The 26,856-nt window shown below is 64.6% G+C and carries 30 protein-coding genes; 9 read left to right on the top strand and 21 right to left on the bottom strand.

The window, feature by feature from the left end; translation table 11 throughout:
- The 5 genes from BI343_RS09645 to BI343_RS09625 form a co-directional block, all read right to left on the bottom strand.
- A partial coding sequence (locus BI343_RS09645) for a response regulator (protein WP_139165694.1) occupies positions 1 to 600 on the bottom strand: 600 nt, incomplete at its 3' end.
- A gap of 24 nt (positions 601 to 624) precedes the next feature.
- Positions 625 to 1,761: a PilT/PilU family type 4a pilus ATPase gene (locus BI343_RS09640; protein WP_043627718.1), complete on the bottom strand. Its 1,137-nt coding sequence runs from the start codon at positions 1,759 to 1,761 to the stop codon at positions 625 to 627.
- A gap of 86 nt (positions 1,762 to 1,847) precedes the next feature.
- Positions 1,848 to 2,885: a type IV pilus twitching motility protein PilT gene (locus BI343_RS09635; protein ID WP_043627716.1), complete on the bottom strand. Its 1,038-nt coding sequence runs from the start codon at positions 2,883 to 2,885 to the stop codon at positions 1,848 to 1,850.
- Between the two features lie 163 nt (positions 2,886 to 3,048).
- Positions 3,049 to 4,797: an ATP-binding response regulator gene (locus BI343_RS09630; protein WP_139165693.1), complete on the bottom strand. Its 1,749-nt coding sequence runs from the start codon at positions 4,795 to 4,797 to the stop codon at positions 3,049 to 3,051.
- Positions 4,798 to 4,804: 7 nt separating this feature from the next.
- Positions 4,805 to 5,299: a putative pterin-binding protein gene (locus BI343_RS09625; protein ID WP_071109543.1), complete on the bottom strand. Its 495-nt coding sequence runs from the start codon at positions 5,297 to 5,299 to the stop codon at positions 4,805 to 4,807.
- A gap of 258 nt (positions 5,300 to 5,557) precedes the next feature.
- On the opposite strand from BI343_RS09625, the gene BI343_RS09620 reads away from it, so the two are divergent.
- The 6 genes from BI343_RS09620 (at position 5,558) to aroG (ending at position 9,987) form a co-directional block, all read left to right on the top strand.
- On the top strand, positions 5,558 to 6,253 hold the full coding sequence (locus BI343_RS09620) for a YggS family pyridoxal phosphate-dependent enzyme (protein ID WP_071109542.1): 696 nt from the start codon (positions 5,558 to 5,560) through the stop codon (positions 6,251 to 6,253).
- Positions 6,254 to 6,302: 49 nt separating this feature from the next.
- Entirely contained in the window at positions 6,303 to 7,106 is an 804-nt protein-coding gene (gene proC, locus BI343_RS09615; protein WP_071109541.1) for a pyrroline-5-carboxylate reductase, read from the top strand.
- A gap of 9 nt (positions 7,107 to 7,115) precedes the next feature.
- A complete protein-coding gene (locus BI343_RS09610) occupies positions 7,116 to 7,700 on the top strand; it encodes a YggT family protein (protein WP_043627706.1) in 585 nt (194 codons plus the stop codon).
- A 75-nt stretch (positions 7,701 to 7,775) separates the two neighbouring features.
- Positions 7,776 to 8,081 carry a c-type cytochrome gene (locus BI343_RS09605; RefSeq protein ID WP_043627705.1) on the top strand — a complete coding sequence of 102 codons (306 nt, stop codon included), beginning with the start codon at positions 7,776 to 7,778 and terminating at the stop codon, positions 8,079 to 8,081.
- Positions 8,082 to 8,367: 286 nt separating this feature from the next.
- Positions 8,368 to 8,778, top strand: coding sequence for an RNA polymerase-binding protein DksA (dksA, locus tag BI343_RS09600; protein WP_043627703.1), 411 nt, complete (start codon positions 8,368 to 8,370; stop codon positions 8,776 to 8,778).
- A 144-nt stretch (positions 8,779 to 8,922) separates the two neighbouring features.
- Positions 8,923 to 9,987 (top strand): 3-deoxy-7-phosphoheptulonate synthase AroG, encoded by a 1,065-nt coding sequence (aroG, locus tag BI343_RS09595; RefSeq protein ID WP_071109540.1) that lies wholly within the window; start codon positions 8,923 to 8,925, stop codon positions 9,985 to 9,987.
- Positions 9,988 to 10,056: 69 nt separating this feature from the next.
- Here aroG and BI343_RS09590 read toward each other — a convergent pair whose 3' ends face one another.
- From BI343_RS09590 to BI343_RS09575, 4 genes are all read right to left on the bottom strand, one after another.
- On the bottom strand, positions 10,057 to 11,052 hold the full coding sequence (locus BI343_RS09590) for an extracellular catalytic domain type 2 short-chain-length polyhydroxyalkanoate depolymerase (protein ID WP_071109539.1): 996 nt from the start codon (positions 11,050 to 11,052) through the stop codon (positions 10,057 to 10,059).
- A 162-nt stretch (positions 11,053 to 11,214) separates the two neighbouring features.
- Positions 11,215 to 11,601 (bottom strand): carboxymuconolactone decarboxylase family protein, encoded by a 387-nt coding sequence (locus tag BI343_RS09585; RefSeq protein WP_071109538.1) that lies wholly within the window; start codon positions 11,599 to 11,601, stop codon positions 11,215 to 11,217.
- A gap of 163 nt (positions 11,602 to 11,764) precedes the next feature.
- Positions 11,765 to 13,027 (bottom strand): deoxyribonuclease II family protein, encoded by a 1,263-nt coding sequence (locus BI343_RS09580; protein ID WP_071109537.1) that lies wholly within the window; start codon positions 13,025 to 13,027, stop codon positions 11,765 to 11,767.
- Between the two features lie 179 nt (positions 13,028 to 13,206).
- Positions 13,207 to 15,228 (bottom strand): NADPH-dependent 2,4-dienoyl-CoA reductase, encoded by a 2,022-nt coding sequence (locus BI343_RS09575; protein ID WP_071109536.1) that lies wholly within the window; start codon positions 15,226 to 15,228, stop codon positions 13,207 to 13,209.
- Positions 15,229 to 15,437: 209 nt separating this feature from the next.
- Here BI343_RS09575 and BI343_RS09570 point away from each other — a divergent pair, with 209 nt between their 5' ends.
- The gene (locus BI343_RS09570; RefSeq protein ID WP_043627693.1) at positions 15,438 to 16,004 is read left to right on the top strand and encodes a carbonic anhydrase; all 567 of its coding nucleotides are present in this window, start codon (positions 15,438 to 15,440) and stop codon (positions 16,002 to 16,004) included.
- Positions 16,005 to 16,047: 43 nt separating this feature from the next.
- On the opposite strand, the gene BI343_RS09565 is transcribed toward BI343_RS09570, so the two are convergent.
- A complete protein-coding gene (locus BI343_RS09565) occupies positions 16,048 to 16,386 on the bottom strand; it encodes a hypothetical protein (protein WP_071109535.1) in 339 nt (112 codons plus the stop codon).
- Between the two features lie 5 nt (positions 16,387 to 16,391).
- The gene (locus tag BI343_RS09560) at positions 16,392 to 16,727 is read right to left on the bottom strand and encodes a hypothetical protein (protein ID WP_043627686.1); all 336 of its coding nucleotides are present in this window, start codon (positions 16,725 to 16,727) and stop codon (positions 16,392 to 16,394) included.
- Positions 16,728 to 17,029: 302 nt separating this feature from the next.
- Here BI343_RS09560 and BI343_RS09555 point away from each other — a divergent pair, with 302 nt between their 5' ends.
- Complete coding sequence (locus tag BI343_RS09555) at positions 17,030 to 17,995, top strand: IS5 family transposase (RefSeq protein ID WP_083340712.1); 966 nt, start codon at positions 17,030 to 17,032, stop codon at positions 17,993 to 17,995.
- A 334-nt stretch (positions 17,996 to 18,329) separates the two neighbouring features.
- On the opposite strand, the gene BI343_RS09550 is transcribed toward BI343_RS09555, so the two are convergent.
- The 9 genes from BI343_RS09550 to lptM all read right to left on the bottom strand — a co-directional run bounded on the left by BI343_RS09550 (position 18,330) and on the right by lptM (position 25,499).
- Entirely contained in the window at positions 18,330 to 19,244 is a 915-nt protein-coding gene (locus BI343_RS09550; protein ID WP_071109534.1) for an alpha/beta hydrolase, read from the bottom strand.
- Between the two features lie 16 nt (positions 19,245 to 19,260).
- Positions 19,261 to 19,842, bottom strand: a complete 582-nt coding sequence (locus BI343_RS09545; protein ID WP_071109533.1) for a GNAT family N-acetyltransferase — start codon at positions 19,840 to 19,842, stop codon at positions 19,261 to 19,263.
- A 95-nt stretch (positions 19,843 to 19,937) separates the two neighbouring features.
- Positions 19,938 to 20,816 (bottom strand): phosphoribosylaminoimidazolesuccinocarboxamide synthase, encoded by an 879-nt coding sequence (locus BI343_RS09540; protein ID WP_071109532.1) that lies wholly within the window; start codon positions 20,814 to 20,816, stop codon positions 19,938 to 19,940.
- A gap of 52 nt (positions 20,817 to 20,868) precedes the next feature.
- On the bottom strand, positions 20,869 to 21,999 hold the full coding sequence (locus BI343_RS09535; RefSeq protein ID WP_071109531.1) for a 5-(carboxyamino)imidazole ribonucleotide synthase: 1,131 nt from the start codon (positions 21,997 to 21,999) through the stop codon (positions 20,869 to 20,871).
- Positions 21,999 to 22,487, bottom strand: coding sequence for a 5-(carboxyamino)imidazole ribonucleotide mutase (gene purE / locus BI343_RS09530; protein WP_071109530.1), 489 nt, complete (start codon positions 22,485 to 22,487; stop codon positions 21,999 to 22,001). The genes BI343_RS09535 and purE overlap by 1 nt, the downstream gene beginning before the upstream one ends.
- 125 nt (positions 22,488 to 22,612) lie before the next feature.
- A complete protein-coding gene (locus tag BI343_RS09525) occupies positions 22,613 to 23,431 on the bottom strand; it encodes a CPBP family intramembrane glutamic endopeptidase (protein ID WP_071109529.1) in 819 nt (272 codons plus the stop codon).
- Positions 23,432 to 23,554: 123 nt separating this feature from the next.
- Positions 23,555 to 23,935, bottom strand: coding sequence for a hypothetical protein (locus BI343_RS09520; protein ID WP_071109528.1), 381 nt, complete (start codon positions 23,933 to 23,935; stop codon positions 23,555 to 23,557).
- Positions 23,936 to 24,140: 205 nt separating this feature from the next.
- On the bottom strand, positions 24,141 to 25,235 hold the full coding sequence (locus BI343_RS09515) for a pyridoxal phosphate-dependent aminotransferase (protein WP_071109527.1): 1,095 nt from the start codon (positions 25,233 to 25,235) through the stop codon (positions 24,141 to 24,143).
- A 93-nt stretch (positions 25,236 to 25,328) separates the two neighbouring features.
- On the bottom strand, positions 25,329 to 25,499 hold the full coding sequence (lptM, locus tag BI343_RS20740; RefSeq protein WP_422614110.1) for an LPS translocon maturation chaperone LptM: 171 nt from the start codon (positions 25,497 to 25,499) through the stop codon (positions 25,329 to 25,331).
- Between the two features lie 90 nt (positions 25,500 to 25,589).
- On the opposite strand from lptM, the gene cyaY reads away from it, so the two are divergent.
- Positions 25,590 to 25,907: an iron donor protein CyaY gene (gene cyaY, locus BI343_RS09510; RefSeq protein ID WP_071109526.1), complete on the top strand. Its 318-nt coding sequence runs from the start codon at positions 25,590 to 25,592 to the stop codon at positions 25,905 to 25,907.
- A gap of 124 nt (positions 25,908 to 26,031) precedes the next feature.
- Here cyaY and BI343_RS09505 read toward each other — a convergent pair whose 3' ends face one another.
- Positions 26,032 to 26,838 (bottom strand): sulfite exporter TauE/SafE family protein, encoded by an 807-nt coding sequence (locus BI343_RS09505; RefSeq protein ID WP_071109525.1) that lies wholly within the window; start codon positions 26,836 to 26,838, stop codon positions 26,032 to 26,034.
- Positions 26,839 to 26,856 lie beyond the last annotated feature (18 nt).

Raw genomic sequence — 26,856 nt, 5'->3', positions numbered from 1 at the left:
CCAGGGGATCACCCGCATGCTGAGCAGCTCCTGGTAGATGGTCAGCGCCTCGCTCTGGCGGCCCTCGTTGACCAACAGCTCGGCGGCCAGCCGCTGGGCATCGAGCCGATATTGCGGGTTCTGCGCTTCGCGCGCCAGCTGCCGCAGAACCTGGATCGCCTGCTCCGGCTTGCCCTGCATCACCAGTTTGTGGGCCGGCGCCAGGAAAATCTTGCGCTGGTGGGCCAGATTCATCCGGTCCAGCAGCATCTGCGAGGCGAACGGCTTCAAAATGTAGTCGTCCGGCGCCATTTCGGCGGCGGCCACCACCCGTTCGTAGTGGCGCTCGCCGGTAATCATGATCCAGATGGTGGAGATCGGCAGGTTGCCGCCCTTGCGCATCGCTTCCAGCAGTTCCTGGCCATCCATGCCTTCGCCCAGGTTGTAGTCGCACAGCACGACGTCGTAGTTCTTGCCGCGCAGTCGGTTGCGCGCTTCGCTGGCGTTGCTGACGCCCTCCGAGCGCGTGATGCCGGCGGTGGACAGCATGCTGCGCAGGCTCTGGCGCACGGTGTGGGAGTCTTCGATGATCAGGACAGTAGTGTTGTTATCAAGAGGCATGGTGAATAACGGCGTTGCGCCGGGTCAAACGATATCCAGGTGGTCTATGCCTTCCAGCGGGTCCCGATTGCGGGCGCTTTCGCTGTACAGCTTGATTCTCAGGCGCAGGTCGTTGATGGAGTCCGCGTTGCGCAGCGCGTCCTCGTAGCTGATCAGATCGGCCTCGTACAGTTCGAACAGCGATTGGTCGAAGGTCTGCATGCCGGCTTCGCGCGAGCGCGCCATCACTTCCTTCAGGCTGGCGATCTCGCCCTTGAAGATCATGTCTGATACCAGCGGGCTGTTGAGCAGGATTTCCACCGCCGCCACGCGGCCGGTGCCGCCCTTGTGCGGCACCAGCCGTTGCGACACGATGGCGCGCATGTTCAGCGACAGGTCCATCAGCACCTGCTGGTGGCGTTCTTCCGGGAAGAAGTTGAGGATGCGGTCCAGCGCTTGGTTGGCGTTGTTGGCGTGCATGGTGGCCAGGCACAGATGGCCGGTTTCGGCGAACTGCAGGCCGTAGTTCATGGTTTCGCGGTCGCGGATTTCGCCCATCAGGATGACGTCGGGCGCTTGGCGCAGCGTGTTCTTCAGCGCCACTTCCCAGCTTTCGGTATCGACGCCGATCTCGCGCTGGGTGACGATGGACTTTTTGTGCGTGTGCACGTATTCGATCGGATCCTCCACCGTGATGATGTGATCCTGATTGGTGCTGTTGCGCCAGTCCACCAGCGCGGCCAGCGAGGTGGATTTGCCGGAGCCGGTGCCGCCGACGAAGATCACCAGCCCGCGCTTGATCAGCGCGACATCCTTCAGCACCTCGGGCAGGTTCAACTGGTCGAGGTTGGGGATTTCGGTGTTGATCTTGCGCAGCACCATGCCCACCATGCCCTGCTGCACGAAGGCGCTGACGCGGAAGCGGCCGATGCCCGGCGGATTGATGGCGAAATTGGCTTCTTTTTTGGACTCGAACTCCTCGGTCTGGCGGTCGTTCATCACCGAACGCACCAGCTCCTTGCTCTGCTGGGCCGACAAGGGCTGCGGCGCCACCGGGGTGATCTTGCCGTCTATCTTCATCGCCGGCGGAAATTCCGGCGAGATGAAGATGTCCGAGGCGTTCTTGCCGATCGCGTGTTTCAGCAGATCGTGGATGAATTTGGAGGCCTGGTCTTTTTCCATGGCGGCGTATCCTGCTTGGCTGCTTCCAGTTTAGCCCGCGGCCGCTGGCGGCTGCGGGGGATTTTGACCGGGTTGCGCGTCCGGATTCAGAACGCGTCCTTGTTGCTGGCCTTGGCGCGGGCCTCGGCTGGCGAGACCACGTTGCGCCGGACCAGATCGGCCAGACATTGGTCCAGCGTCTGCATGCCGTGCTGCTGGCCGGTCTGGATCATCGAATTGATCTGCGCGATCTTGTTCTCGCGGATCAGGTTGCGGATGGCCGGCGTGCCCATCATGATTTCATGCGCCGCCACCCGGCCCTGGCCATCCTTGGTCTTCAACAGCGTCTGCGCGATCACCGCCCGCACCGATTCCGACAGCATGGAGCGCACCATTTCCTTTTCCCCGGCCGGGAACACGTCGACGATACGGTCTATGGTCTTGGCGGCGCTGCTGGTGTGCAAGGTGCCGAACACCAGGTGGCCGGTTTCGGCCGCGGTCAGCGCCAGCCTGATGGTTTCCAGATCGCGCAATTCGCCCACCAGGATCACGTCCGGGTCTTCGCGCAGCGCGCTTTTGAGCGCGTTGGCGAAGCTGTGGGTCTGCAGACCCAGCTCGCGCTGGTTGATCAGGCTTTTTTTGCTTTCGTGGACGAATTCGATCGGGTCTTCCACAGTAAGAATGTGCGAAAACTCGTTTTCGTTGACATAGTCTATCATCGCGGCCAGCGTGGTCGACTTGCCCGAGCCGGTGGGGCCGGTCACCAGCACCAGGCCGCGCGGCAGGGAGGCGATCTCCTGGAAGATTCTCGGCGCCGCCAGTTGCTCCAGCGTCAACACCTTGCTGGGAATCACCCGGAATACCGATGCCATGCCGCGGTTCTGGATGAAGGAGTTGACCCGGAAGCGGGCGATGCCGGGCAGCTCGAACGAGAAGTCGCACTCGTAGGTGTCTTCGAAAATCTTCCGCTGATAATCGTTCATGATGTCGTACACCATGTCGTGCACGTCATGGTGGTCCATCGGCGGCAGGTTGATGCGGCGGATGTCGCCATTCACCCGGATCATGGGCGGCAGGCCGGCCGACAGGTGCAGGTCGGAGGCCTTGTTCTTGACGGTGAAAGCCAGCAGCTCGGAGATTTCCATATCGAGACCCGTTGCGAGATTGCGGACGCGCCTCCGTCCATGCGCGGGGAGGGACGGGCGCGATTATCCGTGCATTCTCAAGCGTAGCGGGCAGCCGGCGCAACAAAATCGCGCGCCGCGCCGGGCGCGTGTGCCGAAAAACGCATCGGCCGCGCCTGGGGGCTTAGCCGCGCTGGCGCAGGCTGGCGCGCAAACGGCTCAGGTCGAACGGCTTTTCCAGCCTTTCGTCGAACCAGGCGGCGCGCGGGTCGCTGTACTCTTCCGGATAGGCGGTCATCGCGATCAGCCGCGCGGCCCGATTCAAACCATCGCGCGCCTTGGAGGCCACATCGTAGCCGCTGTCCGCGCCCAGCTGCATATCCAGCAGGATGACGCCGAAGGCCTGTTCCCGCAGCCGCCGACAGGCCTCCGCGGCCGTCGCGGCGGTGGTGACCGCGTAGCCATCCAGCGCCAGGCAGTCGGCGAAAGGCTCGCGGATATTCGGGTCGTCATCCACCAGCAGAATGGTTTTGTCCGGCGCGGTTAGCGTCAGCTGGATGGGCAGCCGCACAGAGAATTCTGAACCCCGGCCCTCCTCGCTGCGCAGGGCGATTTCCCCGCCCAGCAGCCGCACCAGCTCCTTGACGATGGCCAATCCCAGCCCGCTGCTGCCGGGCCGGCGCTGGCGGCCCTGGAAGAACGGCTGGAAGATGCGCGACTGCAGGTCGGCCGGCACGCCGATGCCGGTGTCGGCGACGCGGACTTCCAGCACGGACAGGCCGTCCGCGGTTTCCACGCGCGCCGCTACCGTTACCGAGCCGTGGTCGGTGTAGCGGATGGCGTTGGAGATCAGGTTGCCGACGATCTGGCGCAGCCGGCAGCCATCCAGCCTCGCCAGCGGCGGCAGGTCTTCCAGCGCCACGCTCAGCTGCAGCCCCTTGCCTTCCAGCTGTACCCGGTAGGCGTCTATCGCCTCGTGCAGTATCTGGGCGAGGTCGATGTCTTCCGGCTGCAGCCGGAACTGCATGTTGTGGATGGCGGAAATGTCCATGATGTCGCGCACCTGGGTCATCAAGTGCGCCATGCTGGACTTCAGCCGCGACAGCGCGGCATGGGTTTTGCCGCCGGACGCGATCTGCGGCTCGATCAGTTCGACGCAGACCTGCATCGTCTGCAGCGGCGAGCGAATTTCGTGGCTGATGGTGGCGAGGAAGGTGGTGCGGTCCAGCTCGGCCGCCACCGTCGCCTGGTGGGCGGCGCGCTCTTGCTCCAACAGCGCCTGGTGCGAGGCGACGTCGCGGCGGGCGTTCTGGTAGCGATACAGCAGGCAGAGAATGGCAATGCAGATGGCCACCCACAGCGCGAACCACAGCGACATCAGATGCTGATTGCGCTCCTGCTCGCGGTTGCGCGCTTCGCGGGCGCCGACCTCGGCCACGCGCGACTGCACGGCGAACTCGGCCAGGGTAGGCCGCAGCTGGTCGATGGCGGCGACCAGCGCCGCGGCGTCGGCCGGTTGCGGGTGGCGCACGCGTTCGTCGTGGAAGAAGCGTTGCAGCTGCTCGGTCAGCGCAGCGAAACCGTTGATGCCGCTTAGCTGGCGGCCGACCGGCGACGGCAGCAGGAAATCCAGCGTGCGGCTCTGGGCGATGGCCAGCCGAGTCTGCGCCTGGCTGGCGTCGATCTCGCCGCCGCGCAGCCGCTCCAGCTCGGCGCGCGAGCGTTCCAGCTCCACTTGCAGCTGCGCCACGCTCCAATACAGATCGTCGCCATGCGGCGGCAGCGCGCGCGCCGCGATGAAGCGCTCCGTTGCTAGGTAAATGCCGGAGGCGACGACGAACAGCAGCATCAGAATGCTGGGAGAGGCGCCTTTCCAGGCGGCGCGGAACCGGCGGCCTATTTTCTCTTCTGGCGAGCGGTGGGATGTCGGCATCGCGGCCTCAGCGGATATCGATGCGATTGACTTGCCAAACCAGCTTGGCGTCGAGCAGCGGGCCGCGCAGCTGGCTAGGCATATTGTCCAGCGGATAGATCAGCCACAGCGGCCCGCGCTCGGCAATGTCCATTTTCCGTCCATCCCGCTCCCGCGCCAGAATCACGCCGTACTGGACCAGCTCCTTGGCGGCGATGGTGTAGGTGTAATCATTCAGCGCCGTTAGTTTGACCTGGCCGCCGCTGGCGCCGACTGTTTGCAGAATATCGCGCAGCTGTGGGCCGGAAAATGTCGATTTCGGAGTCCAGCTGGTTTGCGTGACGATTTTATGCTGCGGCAAAGCCTGTAGATCCGCCTCGCTGAACTGATAGGTTTTCTGCTGCGGGTCGGTATAGCGGCTGATATGCCCGGAGACGGTCAGGAGAATCGGATTCGATTGCGCCTGAACGGGGAGAGAGAGCCAGGCGGCGAGCAAGGAAATACCGATCAGTCTGATAATCATGGCGTGGATTCAGCGGAAGCGGGGCAACCATCATACCGCAGATGGCTGGCTTTCAACATGCATATGTAATATTTAGCTGATTGATATTATTTCTATTGAAACAATATAGAATGTGGCTGCATCGCGCGGCGTTCACTGCCGCGGCCCATGGCGCGATGCGGTGTTCGATTGTGATCCGCGGCCGCTTTCCCTACAATCTTCGCGATAACGCAGTCGTCATCCGGCCACGGCCGGTATTCGCTCTCGGACCCCTAATACATGACAGATTCCCTCTCATCCCGCTTGTCGCAGGTGCAGTCGCGGCTGCGCGCGGCGTGCGCGGCCGCTGGCCGCGCCGATGACGCGGTTGCCCTGCTCGCCGTCAGCAAGACTTTTCCCGCCGCCGACATCCGCGACCTCTTCGCCTTGGGCCAGCGAGCCTTTGGCGAAAACTACGTGCAGGAACTGCAGCAGAAATGCGAGGCGCTCGCCGACCTGGCGGTAGAATGGCACTTCATCGGTCCCCTGCAGTCGAACAAGACGCGCGTGGTGGCCGAACGCGCGCACTGGGTGCATTCGGTAGACCGGCCCAAGATCGCCGAGCGCTTGTCGGCGCAACGGCCGGACGCGCTGCCGCCGCTGAACATATGCGTGCAGGTCAATGTTTCCGGCGAAGACAGCAAGAGCGGCTGCGCGCCGGAAGAGGCCATGGCACTGGCGCGCGCCGCGGCGGCCATGCCGAGGCTGAGGCTGCGCGGACTGATGTGCATTCCGGAGCCAACCGAGGACGCGGCCAAGCTGGCCGCGCAGTTCGCCGTTTTGCGGCGGCTGCGGGATCAACTGAACGCCGAGGGCCTGGCGCTGGACACCTTGTCGATGGGCATGTCGGCCGATCTGGAGCTGGCGGTGTCCGAAGGCGCCACGCTGGTGCGCGTGGGTTCGGCCATTTGCGGCGACAGACACTACAGCCATTGAGTTTATTGGCGCCGGCGCGGCCGGCGCCGCAACGCGTCCAGAGGACACCATGCAAATCACCTTCATCGGCGGCGGCAATATGGCCGGCGCCATCATAGGCGGGCTGGCCCGCCAGGGCGGCCACCGCATCCATGTGGTGGAGCATCAGCAAGACAAGCTGGACCAATTAGCGGCCGATTTCGGCTGCAGCGGCGGCCAAACGCTGCCGGGGGCCTTCTCCGCGGACGAGGTCGTGGTGCTGGCGGTCAAGCCGCAGCAACTGCGCGAATTGTGCCTGCAGCTCGCGCCGCGGCTGAACGGCGCGCTGGTGGTGTCCATCGCCGCCGGCATCCGCCTGGACGCGCTGCGGCGCTGGCTGGGCAGCGGCCGCATCGTGCGGGTGATGCCGAATACGCCCGCCATGGTGGGCAAGGGCGTATCCGGCCTGTATGCCGACGCCGAGATAGCCGCAGCGGACCGCGAGGCCGCCGAAACCGTCATGCGCGCCGCGGGCCTGACCGTGTGGCTGGACGACGAGACCGGCATCGACGATATTACCTGCGTCTCCGGCAGCGGCCCGGCCTATGTGTTCTACTTCATCGAAAGCATGATCGAGGCCGCGCTCAAGGCCGGCTTTGCCGAGGCGCAGGCGCGCGAACTGGTGCTGGCCACCTTCGACGGGGCGGTGGAGCTGGCGCGGCAAAGCCCGCTGCCGGTGGCTGCCTTGCGGCAGAACGTGATGTCCAAGGGCGGCACCACCGAGCGCGCCATCGCGCGCTTCGAAGCCGAGGGCGTCAAGGCGGCCATCATCGCCGGCGCGATGGATTGCCGCGAGCGCTCGATCGAAATGGGTCAACAACTCAGCCAGGAGTAAACCGCAATCATGTTTTTCGATACGCTGCAATTCCTGATCAAGACCCTGTCCGGCCTGTTCGTGCTGGTGCTGCTGCTGCGCTTCTACCTGCAGGTGGCGCGCGCGCCGTTCAAGCACCCCTTATGCCAGTTCGTGATGGCCGCCACCAATTTCCTGGTGCTGCCGGCGCGCAAGCTGGTGCCGTCGGTGCGCAATTACGACACCGCCACCATGCTGCTGGCCTGGCTGGTGTGCCTGTTGGCCAATATCCTGATGCTGCTCCTCGGCTCGCTGCCGGAGGTGTTCGCCTTCCCGCAGGTGTGGGTGGCGCTGGCGTTGCTGTCGCTGCTGGAAGTGTTCAAGCAGTCGCTGACGCTGCTGATGGGCGCGGTGATCGTGCAGGCCGTGATGAGCTGGATCAATCCGTACAACCCGATCGCGCCGGTGCTGGACAGCCTGACTCGGCCGTTCCTGCGGCCGTTCCGCCGCGCGGTGGTGGGCGGGGTGGACCTGTCGCCGCTGCTGCTGCTGCTGGTGATCCAGGTGATCATGATGCTGCCGGTGCGCATGCTGGAAACGGGTTTCTTGACCCAACTCAAAGTGGTTATCCAGTAAGACGGGTTATTTGTCATACTTTTGACAGCTGCCGGTCTTTGCCGGCGGCACCGTGAAACGATAGGGAGCATCAAGATGAAGAAGACCCTGCTCGCCGCCCTGCTGTTGGGCGTCGCCGCCGCGCCGGCCATGGCGAATATGCAACTGGCGCAGAAGTATGGCTGTACCGCCTGCCATGCCGTCGACAAGAAAATCGTCGGCCCGGCTTACAAGGACGTGGCCAAGAAATACGCCGGCGACAAGGGCGCCGAGGCCAAGCTGATCGCCAAGGTGAAGAATGGCGGCTCCGGCGTATGGGGTCCGATTCCGATGACCCCGCATCCGAATATTCCGGATGCCGACCTGAAAGCGCTGGTGAAGTGGGTATTGAGCCAGAAATAAATCCCTGGCGTGGATAGCGGCGATGCGAAACCGCAACGGTTTTTCTTCGCTAAAAAGGCGGCTCCGGCCGCCTTTGAACTTGTATGGGAATGACCGGTCGAAAACGACGTCGCTATTGATTTGAACTGAAATTCGGGCGGACTTGTTATTGATACCGGGCCAGGCTATAAAAAATGATAGCAGTCGAGAGTAATTATTGGGATTCAGGCTCAAGACAGTTGCGCAAATATTGGCCCGCCGGTAATCTTCTCCGCCTGTTGCCAACTCTATGCTGGAAGCACCAAACATGGCCAAGCTGACCGAACAGGATATCCTCAACTGGGAAGGCGATGACTACATGAACGCCGACCACCTTGAGTTTTTCAAGGACCGGTTGTTGCAGATGCAGCAGGAGTTGCTGGTAAACGCCAACGCTACCGCCAACCATCTGCAAGAACAGGAAGCCACGCCCGATCCGGCCGATCGCGCGACGCTGGAGGAAGAGTACGCCCTGGAGCTGCGCACCCGCGACCGCGAGCGCAAGCTGCTGCAAAAGATCCAGGCCTCCATCCGCCAGATCGAAGACGGTTCCTACGGTTTCTGCGAAGACACCGGCGAGCCGATCGGCCTGAAGCGCCTGATGGCGCGCCCCACCGCCACGCTGTCGGTGGAGGCCCAGGAGCGCCGCGAGCGCATGAAGCGCCAGTACGCAGACTGATCTCCATTCATCCGTTTTGCGCCAAGCGCCGCCGCCTTCGGGCCGCGGCGCTTTTCCCATTGTGCCAGCCGGCGGTTGTCTAGGGCGGACAAATCCGGTTATCTTGCTGCTATGCAGAAAACGAAATAGCCAAGGGACAACCGCATGCAACGCCAGACCGATGACGTCAGAATCCGCGAGATCAAGGAACTGCTTCCTCCGATCGCCCACCTGTATGAGCTGCCGATCAGCGAATCCGCCTCCGAACTGATCTACAACACCCGGCGCGACATTGCGGCGCTGCTGCGCGGCGAGGACGACCGCCTGCTGGTGGTGATCGGCCCCTGTTCCATCCACGATACCGACGCCGCGATCGAATACGCGCAGAAGCTGGCGCCGCTGCGCCAGGCGCTGGCCAGCGAGCTGGTGGTGGTGATGCGCGTGTATTTCGAGAAGCCGCGCACCACGGTGGGCTGGAAGGGCCTGATCAACGATCCGCACCTGAATGAGTCCTACGACATCAACGCCGGCCTGCGCATCGCGCGCCGCCTGTTGTTGACGCTGAACAACCTGGGCATGCCGGCCGCCACCGAATTCCTCGACATGATCACGCCGCAGTATTTCGCCGACCTGATCAGCTGGGGCGCCATCGGCGCGCGCACTACGGAGAGCCAGGTGCACCGCGAGCTGGCCTCCGGCCTGTCCTGCCCGGTGGGCTTCAAGAACGGCACCGACGGCAACCTGAAGATCGCGGTGGACGCCATTCGCGCCGCCAGCGTGCCTCACCATTTCCTGTCGGTGACCAAGACTGGCCATTCGGCCATCGTGTCCACCGGCGGCAACCCGGACTGCCACGTCATTCTGCGCGGCGGCAAGGAACCCAACTATTCGGCCGAGCACGTGCGCGCCGCCGCCGCCGAGCTGACCGCCGTGGGCCTGCCGCACAAGCTGATGGTGGATTTCAGCCACGCCAACAGCCGCAAGGACTACCGCCGCCAGATGGAAGTCAGCGGCGATGTGGCCGGCCAGATCGCCGGCGGCGACCGCAGCATCTTCGGCGTGATGGTGGAAAGCCATCTGGTGGAGGGCCGCCAGGACCAGAAGCCCGGTTGCGAGCTGAAGTACGGCCAGAGCATCACCGATGGTTGCCTGGGCTGGGACGATACGGAAAAACTGCTGACCCAGCTGGCCGACGCGATCAAGGCTCGCCGCGCCCTGCAGGCCGAATAAGCGCCGCGCGTTACCAAGACCATGCCCCGCTTTGGCGGGGCATGGTCGTTTGTCGCGGCGGGCGTGTCGCTAGCGCGCCGATACCAGATGGTCGGCCATCTGCTTGATCGCCTGCATTTGCAGGCCCTTCTTCCAGGCATAGGCCGGGCCGGTGTAGCCGAACCAGTCCCAGCAGCCTTGCGGATTCTTCAGCGAGGTCGTGGTCTGCGGATACAGCACGAGGATGTGGTTGCTGTCGGCCCAATTGTTGTAGCCGGTGTGGGCGTAGAAATCGTCGCCCACCTTGCCGGCGTACTGCTGGCAGCCATGCAGCGCGATATGCACCTTGCAGGCTTCGCCTTCGGCGCAGGCGCGCGGCACATAGACGAAGCCTTCGTCGGCCAGGCTGCTGCCGGAGGCGGCGTACGGCTTCTGGTCGAAGCGGACGATACGGCCGGTCAGCGCTTGCGCCCTGGCTTGCAGCGGGCCGTAGATGTGCTGCAGCAGCACGCCGGCCTGGTCATAGCCTTTGCCTTGCCATTCGCAATGGTTGATGTAGGGGGAGGCGGTCGCGCTGCAGTCGTTGCCGAAGGCCGGCGTGATCTGGGCATGGCCGGCAGGCAGGCGGCGTTCATAGGCGATCTGTCCGGCCGGCATGCCGGCCTGGCGGAAGAACTCCGCCGCCACATCCACTACCTGGGTTTTCACCGTATTGTCGTTGCTGCCGCTGAACAGATAGACCCGGCGGCGGGCCAGCTTGTCCAGCGGATCGATCTCGCCTTTGGCGGCAAACTGCCTGGCGGATTTGAGCAGCTCGGAGGCGGCTGGGGGCTGGCCCGTATTCATGCAGGGGCCGGCGCCGGCGAGTCCGCCTTTGGCGCAGTAGTACGGTCCGCCGGCCACCACGCCGGCGCCGACCACAGAGGCGGAATAAGCGACCTGATATTGCACCGCCATGAAGGCGCCGGAGGACAGGCCGGATACCGAAGACTGGTTTGGATCGCCATGGAAGGCTGGCAGCGGATCGGCCGCCCAGGCCAAGGGCGCCAGCAGGACAGCCAGGCATAGCAAGGATTTTCGGGTCATGAACGCTCCTCAAGAACGTGCCGGCGCGGGCCGGCGGGATGGAAAAGCCAAAGCAGCGCTTGCAAGCGGTGTTCATGATGAAAATGGCAAATATAGGCGGAAATGGCAATGACAATCGTCGAGTCGGCGTCTCTTGGCCAGCTGCCGGCCCGGCAAGCCGCTTCAGGCTTGCGGTTCCGCCAGCACGCCTTTCAGCGCCACCAGCGCGTTGCTGACTGCCGGGTCGCCGGCGTAAAAGGTCAGCTGCAGAATGGTTTCCAGAATCTGCTGCCGTGTGGCGCCGGCGCGCAGCGCCGCCTTGGCGTGCGCCACCAGCTGCGCCAGCGCGAAACCCTGGGGGGCGCAAGCCGCCACCAGGATCAGCTCGCGGGTGGCGAGATCCAGGCCGGGGCGAGTCAGGATGTGGCCGGTGGCCCAGGCGATGGTCATGTCGGCGAAGTCTGGGCTGATGTCTGCTACCGCCGCCACCCGCTCGCCGCCGCTATGGCCCCCGTGCAGAAATTGGATCAACTCCAGGCCCTGCTGGTACCGCGCGTCTTGGCGAATCATGGCTAAGTTCCTTGCTGGTTGAATGATGCACATGCATATGGCATTTGGTGTCGCCAAAGCTTGCCGCAAGATAAACCAGGCTGGAGTGTGATTACTTGTTCACGCAGGTTTTGAATGCCGGAGCCGGCCTGTCGATCGCCGGCTCCGGCGGCCCGATTGCAGATCAGCGCGCGGCGGCGGCGGTGCTGCCGCCGATCAGCTTGGCGATCGAGTTCGCCAGCGCGGCGTTGGGCAGGGCGAAGAACAGGCCGCCGCGGCCGTTCTGGGCGCTGGCGCAGTTGCCGGACAGCGCGCCCTCCTGGTTCATGTCGCCGAAGATGGCGTAGGCGGCGCCGCCGCCGGTGCTCACGCCTATTTTGGCGTGATTGAAGTTGTAGCCCATGCCGCCTTTCAGCGAGAACGAGCGTCCGGCCCAGCTGCCGGAAGTGGCGATGGCCACCGGGCCCGGCGTCGGCAAGCTGCTGTCCCAGCAGGCCGGCGCGCCGGCGCGGCTGGTGGAAGGGATGGCGATGCTCTTGCTGCCCTCCCACCAGGTGGCCGCGCGCAGCGGCGCGCCGCCGAGTTCGGCAGACACCAGTTGCCACGGCGGCACTTGCAGCGCCGACGGTTTGGCGATCAGCGTGACCCCGCTGGACAGCTTGCTGACTTGCGGCGTCGAGCTGTCAGACCGCTGCCCCAGCTGGCTGACCGCGTTCTGGATGTCGGCCGGGCCGCCGTTCTTGACGATCTGCGGATTGCCCGGGTCAGTCGCCACGCTGGCGTTGGCCAGGGCCTGCAACACGGCCAGCGTGTCGGCGTGGCTCAGTTTCAGGGCGAAGAAATGCTGGCTGACCTTGACGTCGTTGTCCTGCACGCAGCCCAGGGTGTTGCCGTCGCTGCCGCGCGGGTATTGCGCGCTGCCGGAGGCCGGCCACGACGGCGTGCTCACCTGCATCACCACGCCGTTGCCCTGATCGTCCCAGGCCAACACGCCCTTGGAATGGCCCCACGGCGCGCCGCAGGAAGCGCCGGAGCAGGAGGGAATGGCCGGATCGCCATAGAACTGGTCGTTCCACACCACGTAATTGAGCGTGCCGTTGTAAATCTGGCTGAAGGTCGCGCCGACAGGGTCAGTCGTGGTGTCGCCCACGCAGCCGCCGCCCTGGCTCAGGCTGGGCTCGCTGCTGCTGGCGTAGACGAACTGCTGGCTGAAGCCGTTGCCGCTGGTGTAGCTCTGCGGGCTGCCGCCAAACTGGCAGCTGTCCACCTGGGCCGAACCGCCGCAGCCGGGGAAGGACGCGGCGTTGAACTTGAAGGCGAACCACCAGTTGACCGGGTGGCTGGCGTCCAGCATGGGAGACGGGGCGGCGTGGACGAGCGCCGGCAGCGCGGCGAGGCTGAGCGCCGCGGCCAAGGCGGCGCGCCGTAAGGTTGGGGGAACAGTCATGGCGTTTCTCCAGATATGGTTTGATGTGAAGCGGCCGTTTCATGGCCGCGCGCCATGCTGATTGAGTATTGTGTAAGCGGCGTTAAGATGATCTGGCTAGAAACATTCCTTAACGCTTTCCTCTGTTTGCAATGAAAACGCCCCCGCGTGGCGGGGGCGTGTCAGATAGTGGGGCGCGATCAGATGGCGGCGGCCAGACGCGAGCCCTGGTCGATGGCGCGCTTGGCGTCCAGTTCGGCGGCCACGTCCGCGCCGCCGATCAGGTGCACAGTCTTGCCGGCATCCTGCAGCGGCTGCAGCAGCTCGCGCAGCGGGTCTTGGCCGGCGCAGATCACCACATTGTCCACAGGCAGCACCTGCGATTCGCCCTTGACCGTGATGTGCAGCCCGGCATCGTCTATCTTGTCGTAGCTCACGCCGGACAGCATCTTCACCCGCTTCATCTGCAGGCTGGCGCGGTGGATCCAGCCGGTGGTCTTGCCCAGGCCTTCGCCCACCTTGCTGGTCTTGCGCTGCAGCAGATAGACCTCTCGCGGGCTCTGGTGCGGCTGCGGGCCCTGCGGCGCCAGGCCGCCGGCGGTGTCGCCCGTCATGTCCACGCCCCATTCGCGCATGAAGGCCTCGGTGTTCAGCGAGGTGGATTCTCCCTCGTGGCACAGGTATTCCGCGGTGTCGAAACCGATGCCGCCGGCGCCGATGATGGCTACTTTCTTGCCCACCGGCTTCTTGTGTTTGAGCACATCCAGATAGCTGAGCACCATCGGGTGGTCCACGCCCGGGATGGCCGGCGTGCGCGGCGCGATGCCGGTGGCCAGGATGACTTCGTCGAAGCCGGCGAGGTCTGCCGCGGCGACGCGGGTGTTCAGCTTCAGTTCGACTCCGGTGGTTTCGATGCGGCGCTTAAAGTAGCGCAGCGTTTCGTAGAATTCTTCCTTGCCCGGAATCTGCTTGGCCACGTTGAACTGGCCGCCGATTTCATTGGCCGAATCGAACAGCGTGACGCTGTGGCCGCGCTCGGCGGCGACGGTGGCGAAGGCCAGGCCGGCCGGGCCGGCGCCGACCACCGCCAGCTTCTTCGGCGCGGCGGTTTTCTCGTAATTGAGCTCGGTTTCGCGGCAGGCGCGCGGGTTGACCAGACAGGAGGTCAGCTTGCCCTGGAAGATGTGGTCCAGACAGGCCTGGTTGCAGCCTATGCAGGTGTTGATCTCGTCGCCGCGGCCTGCCGCCGCCTTGTTGACGAAGTCCGGATCGGCCAGGAAGGGACGCGCCATCGACACCATGTCGGCGCAGCCGCTGGCCAGGATGTCCTCGGCCACTTCCGGCGTGTTGATGCGGTTGGTGGTGATCAGCGGGATCTTCACCTGGCCCATCAGCTTCTTGGTGACCCAGGCGAAGCCGCCGCGCGGCACCATGGTGGCGATGGTCGGCACGCGGGCTTCGTGCCAGCCGATGCCGGTGTTGATCAGGGTGGCGCCGGCCTTTTCGATTTCGCGCGCCAGGTGGGCGACTTCGTCCCAGGTGCTGCCGTCCTGCACCAGGTCCAGCATGGACAGCCGGTAGATGATGATGAAGTTGGGGCCGGCCGCCGCGCGCACCGCCTTGACGGTTTCGATGGCGAAGCGGATGCGGTTCTCGAAGCTGCCGCCCCAGTCGTCGCTGCGCTTGTTGGTGGCACGGGCGATGAACTGGTTGATCAGATAGCCTTCCGAACCCATCACCTCGACGCCGTCGTAGCCGGCCTGCTGCGCCAGCTTGGCGCAACGCGCGAAATCGGCGATGGTTTGCCAGATGTCGGCGTCGGACAGCTCGCGCGGCTTGTAGAAGTTGATCGGCGCGATCAAGGGGGACGCCGACACGCACTTTTCCTGGAAGCTGTAACGGCCGGAGTGCAGGATCTGCAGCGCGATCTTGCCGCCGGCGGCATGCACGGCGTCGGTCACCAGCTTGTGCTTCCCCACTTCATGCTCGTCCGCCAGCTGGGCCGCGCCTTCAGCCACGCAGCCTTCGGCGTTGGGGCCGACGCCGCCGGTGACGATCAGCGCCACGCCGCCCTTGGCGCGCTCGGCGTAGAAGGCGGCCATTTTTTCGAACCCGTTCGGGGATTCTTCCAGGCCGGTGTGCATCGAACCCATCAGCACGCGGTTTTTCAGCGTGGTGAAGCCCAGGTCCAGCGGGGCCAGCAGGTGCGGGTAAGCGCTCATGTTTCTTCCTCGTGTCCGTTATGTAGCGGCTCGAACGGGGCGCGCCCAAGCCTTTGATTCGTCTGGCGATGTCAACCCTGCTGGCCAAGATACTTACTGGTAAGTAAGTTGTCAACGCAAGCGCCGCGCAATCACCTGTCATTGTGCTGTTTTACCTGACTATAATCGCCGCAGACGACTGGCGTCGTCGCCAACAAAGGAGAATAACGATGTGCCAAGAAACGCACCACGCCCACATGGATTGCCTGACCCCGCTGCAGCAGCGCCCGCTGGGCCGCCGCGGCTTCCTGAAGCTGGCCACGCTGGGCGGCGGCGCCGCGCTGCTGGGCAGCTTTGTGCCGCGCACGGCCTGGGCGGCCAAGGGCACCGACGTGCTGCTGCTGTCCTGCATGGACTATCGGCTGGTCGACGCCACTGCGGTTTTCATGAATGGCATGGGCTTGCGCGACAATTACGACCACATCGTGCTGGCCGGCGCGTCGCTGATTTCCATCACCGACAAGTTCCCAGCCTGGAACACGACTTTCTGGGAGCACCTGGGCGTGGCGATAGACCTGCACCACATCAAGAAAGTGGTATTGCTGGACCATCGCGATTGCGGCGCCTACAAGGTGGTGTTCAATGAAGATTTCGCCAAGGAGCCGGCGAGGGAAACGGAAATCCACGCCACGGCGCTGAAGACCCTGCGGCGGGCCATCTTGGACAAGCACCCGCAGCTGGCGGTGGAGAGCTATCTGATGGCGCTGGACGGCAAGGCGGAGGCGATTCCGGCCTGACGGCCGGATGTAGAAAACGGACCCGTTGCGGGTCCGTTTGCGTCTAGTACGGCTGGCAGGAGAAACGGACTGCCAGCTGGTACTGGCCGTTCAACTGCCTGGGTTGCAGGCTGCTGTCTTCGGCCTCGCCATCCGGATCGGCCCGCGTCATTTGCCCCACTTTCATTCCCAGGTTCATGCAAACCTGGTTGGCTTTTTTCGACACGGCGCGCGTTACGGCCAGGCTGGTGCTGCCCTGGCCATGCAGCAGATAGGTCTGGTCGGACGAGGCGCTGAGATTGACCTGCGCGGTGGCGCCCAGGTCACTGGCGGTTTGCTGCAACTGGCTGCAGGCGGCCAACGGCGACAAGGCCGCCGCCAGCAGTAAAAGATTCCAACGCATGCCGCTTACTCGCAACGGAACAGCAGCGTGGTCTTGTAGTCCTGATCGCTGCGGATAGGCAGCACATAGCTGGCTACGCTCTTGGCCATTTGCGTCAGGGCGCTGTCGCCGTCGTTCTTCGACTCATCTTCTCGATTCAGCACCACCAGTTTTTTCTTCTGGTCCTTGCAGATTTCATTGGCTTTGCCCACCGCGTTATCCAGCGCGTCCTTGGCATTATCCGCCATGGCGACCGCGGAATAGGTATTGTTCTGTTGCGGCACGATGGTGGCCTTGAACGAGGAGCAGGCGGACAGCGACAGCACCGTTACGGCAAGCAGCGGAAGAGTCTTGATTTGCATGATGAACCATTGATCAGAATTGAATTTTGGCGCGCCCGCAGATGCCCATTCGATGGGCGATAAAGCGGGAGCATGTCAATAATAGTTAAGCCAAAATTTTCTGTACAAGGCTGTTTTGTAAATTGAAACGCACAAAAACCGAAATGGATACCTGTTGGATATTTAAATTTTCACAGGATGGCCGCTGGCTAAGCGAATGAATGCCAATAAAATATTTTATGAAATCCACTTAAGGAAGGTCTGAACAAGTCTCCAATCTTCCCGTAAACTGACTCCCCCTCAGTCAGATCCAGGACGCCAGCATGCGACAGCAGATGACCTTCACCGATCTCGAACTCGCCGCTAAGAAGAAGCGCACCCGCCGCGAAATCTTTCTGACAGAGATGGATCAGGTCATGCCTTGGGCGCAGCTCGAAGCCGTCATCGATCCAGTGTATCCCAAGCCTGGCAACGGTCGCCGCCCCTACCCGTTGTCCGCCATGCTGCGCGTCTACTGCCTGCAGCACTGGTACAGCCTGTCCGATCCCGCCATGGAAGAAAGCCTGTACGAGATCGCCTCCATGCGCCAGTTCGCCGGCCTCTCCCTGGACGCCGTCCCGGACGAAACCACCCTGCTGAACTTCCGCCATCTGCTGGAAAAGCACCAGCTGACCCACGCTCTGTTTACCGCCATCCACCAGCATCTCTGCGACAAAGGGCTGATGTTGAAGCAAGGCACCATCGTCGATGCCACCCTGATCCACGCGCCCAGCTCCACCAAAAACGCTCAGGGCGAGCGCGATCCGGACATGCATCAAACCAAGAAGGGCAATCAGTGGTACTTCGGCATGAAGGCCCATATCGGCGTCGACGCCCAGTCCGGCTTGGTGCATCACGTGGCCGGCACCCCCGCCAATGTGGCGGATGTCACGATGGTCGATCAGTTGTTGCACGGCGAGGAAATCGATGTGTTTGGCGACGCCGGCTTTGCTGGCGTGCACAAGCGAGCCGAACACCAATCGCGAGCGGTGCGTTGGTGGATTGCGATGAGGCCCGGCCAGCGCAAAGCGCTGACCGATTCAGCCGACGACCGGCAGATCCAGCTGGGCGAAATGGTCAAAGCCAAGATTCGGGCCAAAGTGGAGCATCCGTTTCGGGTCATCAAGCAGCAGTTTGGCTACCTGAAAACACGCTACCGCGGTTTGAAGAAGAACACCGCGCAACTGATGACGCTGTTTGGGCTGGCCAACATCTGGCTGGCGCGAAAGGCCTTGCTGGCGGCGAGTTAAAAGGCCGGATGACCGGAAGCACCCGGTCATCCTCATGGCGGGCGATCTGGAATTGGTGGGTGAAATGCAACCGAAGCCCCGCGAGAAATTGCATTTCTGTTTGCGTGGCAGGTTGTTCAGACCTTCCTTAAGTAAAAAATGCCTTGATTGTTGATTTTGTTGCTTATATCAATCAACAAAAAAGATATTGGCATTTAAATTCATTTTCCTGCTGGTTACGGCCGTTTTCATCGCTGGACGCTGGCGGCAGACGGCTGTTGCATTTCTGCTTCCTTTTCCTGCTTAGGCACGCGGGCGACAAGCCGCAGCGCGTCTGGGATAAGCAAGGTTTGGCTCAGGCGTTTTTTTGCGCCAGCCAATGCAGCAAGTCGGCCTCTACCTCGGCGCGGTTGCGCTCGTTCAGCATTTCGTGCCGGCCGCCTGGATACACTTTGCTTTGCAAGTCCAGCACGCCGGCGTCGCGGTAGCGGATTTCCAGTTGGCCCAGCGCCAGCCGGCCCAGGCTGACCGGGTCGCGGCTGCCGGCGAATAGCAGAATGCGGCAATGGCGGTTGATGGCGGCGCCGGCCGCCTCGCCCGCTTCCATCGCCATGATGCCGCCGAACAGGTCGGCCCACAGGCCCGGCGTCGGGTCGAAGCCGCAGTCCGGATCGGCGATATAGGCGTCCACCTCGGCCGGGTCGCGGCTGAGCCAGTCCATGCGGGTGCGCCACGGCGGAAAACCCAGATTGAAGCTGCCGAAGACCAGCCTGGCCATCAGCCGGCTGGGGCGGTCCCAGCCATTGCGCCGGCCCAGGCATCGCGCCAAGCCGCCCAGCAGCCGCGCCAATGCGCTCTGGCGATAGCCGGTGGACGACAGCATCAGCCCGGACAGATGGACGCCGTAGCGCAGGAAATAGGCGCGGGCGATGAAGCTGCCCATGCTGTGGCCCAGCAGGACAAGGGGCTGGCCGGGGTGTTCGGCGGCGGCGTGGCGGCGCACCGTTTCCACATCGTCCACCACCTTGCGCCAGCCGTCCTCGGCGGCGAAGAAGCCGCGCGGCACGGGCGAGCTGCCATGGCCGCGGTGGTCGTGCGCGTACACGGCGTAGCCGGCTTCCGCCAGCATGCTGGCGAAGCGGTGGTAGCGCGCGGCGTACTCGCTCATGCCGTGCGAGATGAGCACCACGGCGCGTATCGGGCCCTCCGGCCGCCATTGGCATAGCGGTATGGCGACGCCGTCGGCGGCGGTCAGGGTGGCGCGTAGCATGCGCGGTCCTCTCGTTTCAGCCGAGCAGCGGCCGGTTGTCGAAATGGGGGTGGGTCAGCGAGGTCAGCACATGGTCGCGCCAGGCGCCGTTCAGGAACAGATAGTTCTTGGCCTGGCCTTCGATCACGAAGCCCAGCCGCTGCAGCAAGGCCGCGCTGCGCGCGTTGGACGGCTGATAATTGGCTTGAATGCGGTGCAGCTTCAATTCGTCGAAAGCGAAGCGTATCGCCGCCTGCAGCGCCTCGCGCATCATGCCTTGGCCTTCGCAGGCATGGTCTATGCCGTAGCCGAGATGGCAGGCCTGGAACACGCCGCGCACGATATTGCTGAAGCCGACGGTGCCGATGATGCGCTCCGGTTCGTCTTGCATGGCCAGCAAGAAGCGGGCGCTATGGCCTTCTGCCCAGGCGCGGGCGGCCTGGCGCATCTGCATGGCCCAATAGGCTTCGGTATAGAACTGTGGCCCTGGCGTAGGATTCCATGGCTCCAGGTGGGCGCGGTTGCGGCTGTGGTAGTCCAGCGCCGCCGCCGTCAGGTCCGGATGAGCCGGCAGCAGTTTCAGGCGCGCGGTGTCGAGTGTCGGTTGAGTCAGGCTCATGGCGTCGCGGCGGTATGACAGGCACTAGATAGTAGCCGCAAGCAGGCTTGATGCTCAAGGCATGCCGCCGACTCGGGGCCGGCGGCATGGGGGACTTAGCCGGTCAGCCTCTCCAGCGCCTCGCGGTATTTGGCGGCGGTTTTCTCGCGTACCTCCAGCGGCACGGCCGGGGCCGGGGCCTGCTTGTTCCAGCCGGAGGCCTCCAGCCAGTCGCGGACAAACTGCTTGTCGAAGGACGGCGGGTTGCTGCCCGGCTGGTAGCTGTCGGCCGGCCAGAAGCGGCTGGAGTCCGGCGTCAGCGCCTCGTCCATCAGCGTCAGCACGCCGTTTTCGTCCAGGCCGAACTCGAACTTGGTGTCGCAGATGATGATGCCCCGCGTGGCCGCGTATTCGGCGGCGGTTTTATACAGCAGGATGGCGGTGTCGCGCACCTTGGCAGCCAGTTCGGCGCCGACGATGGCCTCGCACTGGGCGAAACTGATGTTCTCGTCGTGGTCGCCGACCGCCGCCTTGGTGGACGGAGTGAAGATGGGTTCGGGCAGCTTGTCCGCTTCCTTCAGCCCGGCCGGCAGCGCGATGCCGCAGACCGAGCCGGACTGCCGGTATTCCTTCCAGCCGGAGCCGGCCAGGTAGCCGCGCACCACCGCCTCGATCGGCACTGCTTTCAGGCGCTTGGCCACCACCGAGCGGCCTTGCACCTGCGGCAGGTCGGCCGCCGCCACCACGTCTTCGGGCTGGTCGCCGGTCAGGTGGTTGGGCACCACGTCCTTCAGTTTTTCAAACCAGAAATTGGAGATGGCGGTCAGAATCTGGCCCTTGGCCGGAATCGGATCGTCCAGGATCACGTCGAAGGCGGAGAGCCGATCGGTGGCGATCATCAGCATGCGCTTGTCGTCGATCTCGTACAGATCGCGCACCTTGCCGGAGTAAATCTTCTTCAGGCTGGTCAGGTTGGTGGTGGAGAGTCCGGTCATCATGCTTCCTTGAAATGCAAAAGGGCGATGCCTGATGGCATCGCCCGATGAATTACAGCGTATCTTTCAGCGCCCTGGCCTGCTCCAGCGCCTCGTCGGCGCTGGCGGCCATCACGTTGAAGTGGCCCATCTTGCGGCCGGGCCGCGCCGTTTTCTTGCCATACAGGTGCAACTGGGCATTCGGCGCTTCGGCCAGCACGTCCCAGTTCGGCTCGCCGCCGCCCTCTTTCCACACGTCGCCCAGCAAGTTGACCATCACCACCGGGCTGAGCAGGTCGGTCTTGCCCGGCAGCAGGCCGCATAGGGCGCGCACTTGCTGCTGGAACTGGTCGGTCAGGCAGGCGGTCAGCGTGTAATGCCCGGAGTTGTGCGGCCGCGGGGCGATCTCGTTGACCACCAGGCTGTCGTCGGCCAGCACGAAGAACTCCACCGCCAGCACGCCCACGTAGTCCAGCGCGTCGGCCAGTTTTTTGGCCATGCCCTGCGCCTGCGCAGCCAGCGCCGGGTCTATGCGCGCCGGCACGATGGATTCGTCGAGGATGCCGTCCTGGTGGATGTTTTCCGCCACCGGGAACACCGCGCTTTGCGCTTGGCTGACGCGGGTGACGATGGCCGAGACCTCCAGCTTCAGGTCCAGCATCTTTTCCAGCACGCAGGCCTGGCCGCCCAGGTTGGCGTAGGCGGCGCGCGCTTCGGCGGCGGTTTTGACCCGCACCTGGCCCTTGCCGTCGTAGCCCAGGCGGGCGGTTTTCAGGATGCCCGGCAGGTAGGGCGCCAGGTCCACCTGGATGTCTTCGACGCTTTCGATCGCCAGGTACGGCGCCGTCGGCAGGCCGGCCTTGTTGATCCAGCTTTTTTCGACAATGCGGTCCTGGGCGATGGCCACGCAGTCGCCGGACGGCGAGACGCGCGTGGTCTTGGCCAGCTCGCGCATGGCGTCGGTGTTGACGTTCTCGAATTCCGTGGTCACGGCGGCGCAGCTTTGCGCCAGCTCGCGCAACGCGGCCGGGTCGTTGTACGGCGCGCGGATGTGGCGGTCGGCGAAAGCCGCGGCCGGGGCGTTTTCGTCCGGGTCCAGCACGGTGACGCGGTAGCCCATGGTCTTGGCGGCCACGGCGAACATGCGGCCGAGCTGGCCGCCGCCGAGGATGCCCAGCATGGCTGGCGGCAGGATGGCGGCCATTATTCGATCTCCGGCAGCGTCATCGCCAGCACGGTCCGTTCCTGTTCCTGGCGGAAGGCCACCAGCTTTTCGGCCAGTTCCGGCCGGGTGGTCGCCAGCATGGCCACGGCGAACAGGGCGGCGTTGGCGGCGCCGGCTTCGCCGATGGCGAAGGTGGCGACCGGTATGCCCTTGGGCATCTGCACGATGGACAGCAGCGAGTCCTCTCCGCGCAGGTATTTGGACGGCACCGGCACGCCCAGCACCGGCACATGTGTTTTGGCGGCCAGCATGCCCGGCAGGTGGGCGGCGCCGCCGGCGCCGGCGATGATGGCCTTCAGGCCGCGCGGGGCGGCTTGTTCGGCGTACTGGAACAGCAGGTCAGGGGTGCGGTGGGCGGAGACGACGCGGGTTTCGCAGGCGACGCCGAAGTGTTTCAGCATGCGCGCGGCGTGCTGCATCACTTCCCAGTCGCTATTGCTACCCATCACGATGCCGACTTCAATCATGGCGGTGCTGCTCGCGGATGGTGAACGAAGACCGCGATTTTAACCGATGGCGCGGGCTACCCGTTATGGTTTTTTATTTTCATATCAAGACAGTTAGAGAATAAAGCTGTCTCGAATCGATGCTTTCACGCCAGTTTCGGATAGCTGAACAGCAGCAGGTGCAAGGTGTTGAAGCCCAGGTGCGCCAGCACGGCCAGCCATAACTGGCGGCGGGCGGCGTAGAGCAGGCCGTAGCCTATGCCGGCCAGGGTCGCCAGCCCCACCCAGGCCCAGCCTCCGGCCAGATGCGCCAGGCCAAACAGCAGCGACGCCGCCAGCAGCGCGGCGAAAGGCTCGGTGCGCAGTTCCAGCCAACGCTGGATGCCGCCGCGGAAGAAGGCCTCTTCCACCAGCGAGACCAGGAAGCAGTTGGCCAGCAACCAGGGCAGCAGCCAGGCCGGCCACTTCAGGGAAAAACCGATGATGCCGCTGACGGCGGCGATGCCCAGCGTCAGCAGCAGCGCCAGCGCGCCCACCAGCGCCGCCGGCCAGCCCAATTGCCTGTCCGGCAGCGGCGCGGTGGAGAGGCCCAGCAGCAACATCAGCCCGGCCAGGCCTTTGTCGTAGCTCCAGAACAACCGGTAAGGCGCGCTATCGGCACTGGCCTTGCCTTGCCACAGCAGCGGGTTGTCGAAGCCGGGCAGCGCGTGCAGGGCCAGCGCCAACAGCAGCGCGATCCACACCACGGTCAGCTCTGGACGCGGTCGTTTGAGCTGCGCCAACGTCAGGCTGGCGGCGGCGGCGAAAACCACGCCCAGCGGCTGCAGCACGCCGGCAGCCAGCGCCATCAGGGCGCTGCAGGCCAGCGCGATCCAGGCGGGAGGTTGCCGGCGCAGGCTGGCGGCAAGCAGGCCGAGCGCCAGCAGCGCGAAGGCGGCTAGCGACAGGGAGGACGGCAGGAACATGTCGGCTCCGGGAAGCAGTGGACAAGCGACCGATGATAACGGCTGGCAGCAAAGAGGCCAAACCGCCGCGCCTCATGCGCTGGCGGCTGGGAATGATGCCGCTGCGCGCTGCTGGCAACCGGTTCAGCGCGCCACGACGGCGATGTCGCCCAGATGATAGGTGCCGGTGCGGTTGATCTGGCAGAACACTTTGGCTTGCACGGTGACGGTCTTGCCTTTGTAGCGGCCCATGTCTTCCTGGCTCAGCGCCAGGCTGGTCTTGTCCTGCGGGCCGCAATCGGCACCGTCGTCGAAGCGCATCGGCTTGGCCAGTTTCAGATGATAGGCCTTGAATAGCGTGCCTTCCGCCTTGTCGCCGGAGGTAAGCGGACCGATCACAGTGCCTTGCAGCGTGATCGGCGTTTCGCCGTCGTCGCGAACGGGAATCGGACGGGCCAGGCAGACGGTGGCGACAGCCAGCAGGCTCCATGCCGCCAGGCCGCGGGGGAAGTGGGTTTTCATCATGTGGGCATCGTGTTCAAAAACGGAGGGAGGGATGCCGATCCGAACCGCATCCCGGTTTTATTCGTTTTCAGGCGCGGCGCCGCTGCCGGATGCGCCCTGCCAGGCGATGGTTTTGGCGCGGCGGGCCAATACGAAGCGGGATCTCGCCTGGGCAGAGATCCCGCTGGAAAAACGAGTGGCGATTATGTCTTTGCATCGACGGCGGTCAATGGCCGGCCAAGGCGTCCAGCACTTTGCTGGACAGCGCCGGCGGCTGGGCGGTGACGCGCAACAGATGGCGCAGGGCCGGGTGCGGCGGCCGATGCACCGCGATGCCGTCGGCCAGCAGCCGACGTTGGATGTCCTCGGCGGCAGCGGCGTTGGGATAGAGCACGGCGACGAAGTTGGTATGCGAGGGCAGCACCGTCAGGTCGCGCGCGCGCAGCGCGGCGTCGAGCTTGTCGCGCAGCTGCAGCGTGGCCCGCACCAGCTGGCGCGAGTAGTCCGGATCGTCCAGCACCAGCCGCGCGGCGTGCTGGGCCAGGCCGGACAGCGCGTATTGCGGGCGGATCTGGTCGGCCTTGGCGATGATGTCGGCCGGCGCCAGCGCGAAGCCGACGCGCAGGCCGGCCAGGCCATAGGCCTTGGACAAGGTGCGCAGCCGCAGCGTGTTGGGCAGCGCGCCGGCCGGCGGCGCGTCTTGCGGCTCGGTGCAGAAGTCGACGTAGGCCTCGTCCAGAATCAGCAGCGTGCTCGACGGCAACTGCTGGCGCAGCGCCTGGATATCTGCGGCGGACCAGTAGTGGCCGGTGGGATTGTCCGGGTTGGCCAGGTACAGCGCCACGGCGCGCTCTGCCTGCGCCACTTCGCACAGCCGCGCCAGGTCGGGCCGCAGGCCTATGCCATGCGGTCGATATGGCACTTCCAGAATGCGCGCGCCCACGCCTTCGGCGAAGTAGCGGAAGGCGGGGTAGGTGCCGGCGCTGCACACCACGGCGTCCCCGGCATTGCAGCGCAAGCGCAGCGCCAGCAGGATCAGGCTGTCCGCGCCGCTGTCGAATAGCACCTGGCTGGGTTCGACGCCGTGCAACTGCGCCGCGCGCTCGCGCAAGGCCAGCGCGTACGGGTCTGGATAGAGTCTGGCCAGTTCGGCCAGCGCCTCCCCCCATTGCGCCAACAGCGGGGAGTCGGGGCGTGCCAGGCTTTCGTTGGCGCCCAGCCGATTGACCACCTTGTGGCCCAGCGCCGCTTCCAGCTTGGCGATGCCGGGAAACGGATTGACGATGGTGTGGTGTTCCAGATGGCGCGCGTAATGTGGCATGACAATTCCCGGCATTCCAGTTGATTGGGCCATTCTAGGCCAAGAGTCTGTTCAGACAAGCCACCATCTGGAAATATCCTTATGCCAAAGGAATTATTGGGCGGCGGAGGCCGCGGGTTTGGCGGCGACGGGCGCCGACGCGGCCGGTTTGGGCGGAGCCGGCTCATGGCGAGCGGCCGGCGCCTTGGGCAGGACCAGCGAGCCCTTGTAGCCGCAAGCGACCAGGAATAGGGACAAACTTGCGCAAGCGAGCAGGGTACGCATACTGGCAATGATCCGTTATGGCAAAATCAGCATACTAGCAAAACCCCGCCGCGCCGTGTTGTCCGCGGGCGGCGCCATCAGGAAGCCATCATGACCGAAAGCGAATTTCTGCAATTGAGCGACGCCATTTTCGACCGCATCGAACAGGCGCTGGACGATCACGAGCTGGATGTCGATACCTTGCGCCAGGGCAATGTGCTGGAGATCGAGTTCGACAGCGGCGAAAAAGTCATCGTCAATCGCCACGCTTCCAATCAGGAGATGTGGATCGCCGCCAAGAGCGGCGGCTACCATTTCGCCCGCGAGGGCGAAGCCTGGATCGCCGGCCGCGACGGCTCGGAATTCTTCTCCACGCTGGCGGAGGCGATCCGCGCCGGCAGCGGCGAGGAGTTCAGTTTCGACGATTGACTCCGCGCGGCGCAGGAGGCAGGGATGGACGTCAGCCTGCACGGCGAGGAAGCCTATATTTGAGCCGCAGATCGGCTGTATGCTTGGCTCAAGCCGCGGCGCGTCCGCGGCTTTTTGCTGGGCGTCAGAGAGTAATGGCGACAGCGCGCCATAGCATGGCGACGCCTATGGCCGCCACCAGCAGCGCGAAGCCGCGCAGCAGTTGTTGCGGCGACAGCCGCCTGCTGAGACGCCGGCCCAGCAGCATGCCGGCCATCGCCGCCAGCACGAAGCCGGCGCTGAGCGGCAAGGGCGGCCGCGCGCCGTGCCAGAGCGCCGAGACCACGCCGCCGCTGCCGACCAGCGCGATCACCAGCAGCGAGGTGGCGATGATGGCTTGCATGCCCAGATCGCTCAGCCGGCGCAGCGCCGGCACGATGACGAAGCCGCCGCCGACGCCCAGCAGGCCGGTCAGCAAGCCGGTGAAGGCGCCGACGCCGGCCAGCGCCGCGGCGCTGAGCACGTTCCAGCGCAGGCGGCCGGTGTCCGGGTTCAGCCGGCACAGTGTTTGCCTTGGCTTCTGGGACAGGATGGCCTCGGGGTGGGCGGCGCGCCAAGTGCGGGTGGCCACGGTCAGCATCGCCAGCGCGAACAGCCCGGCCAGCCACGCGCTTGGCAATTGCTGCGCCAGCCGGGCGCCCAGCGCGGTGAAGGGCACGCCGCTGATCGCCATCAGCAGCGCGGCGCGATAGCGCACCAAGCGGCGGCGCCAGCCCTCATAGGCGCCCAGCGCGGCGCCGGCCACCACGGCCAGCAAGGCGACCGGCGCGGCTTGCGGCAGGCTCCAGCCCTGGGCGGCCATCAGCGCCGGAATCGCCAGAATGCCGCCGCCGGCGCCGGTCAGCCCCAATATCGCGCCCAGCAGCATGCCCAGCGCCAGCATCAGCAGCATGCGATGACTCCGGGAGCG

This window comes from Chromobacterium amazonense (assembly GCF_001855565.1).
In the GTDB taxonomy this organism is placed as follows: domain Bacteria; phylum Pseudomonadota; class Gammaproteobacteria; order Burkholderiales; family Chromobacteriaceae; genus Chromobacterium; species Chromobacterium amazonense.
The sequence above is the reverse complement of the archived record's forward strand: the minus strand, read 5'-3'. Positions and strand labels throughout refer to the sequence as shown.